This is a genomic window from Salmonella sp. NW884 (genome assembly GCF_051700745.1).
GTDB classification, from domain to species: domain Bacteria; phylum Pseudomonadota; class Gammaproteobacteria; order Enterobacterales; family Enterobacteriaceae; genus Salmonella; species Salmonella enterica.
The window spans coordinates 1-296 of record NZ_JAMMDE010000056.1 but is presented as its reverse complement, the minus strand read 5'-3'; the positions used below and the strand labels follow the sequence as shown (position 1 = coordinate 296).

The 296-nt window shown below is 64.5% G+C and carries 1 pseudogene; it reads right to left on the bottom strand.

Going from position 1 to position 296, the window contains the following annotated elements:
• A pseudogene (locus NA197_RS23495) lies at positions 1 to 296 on the bottom strand (sodium-extruding oxaloacetate decarboxylase subunit alpha); the annotation flags it as partial.

Genomic DNA, 296 nt, shown 5'->3' with positions numbered 1-296 from the left:
AGCGCCACGGTGAGCACGTCGTCGATGGCGTTTCCCGCAAGCTGAATGCCCTTCTCCTGCGCCTGGCGCCTGACGTCGGCTTCCAGTTCAGCCAGTTCCGGTTTGAGTAAATCCGCCGGACGGCAGGTCACCGGAGCGCCCCCTTCCAGCACGCGGGCCTGTAACGCGGCGTTCACCGGCACCGGCGTGTGGCCGTATTCGCCTTTCAGAATGCCCGCCGTTTCTTTGGCGATGGTTTTGTAGCGCTCGCCGGTCAGGACGTTGAGCACCGCCTGGGTGCCGACAATCTGCGAGGT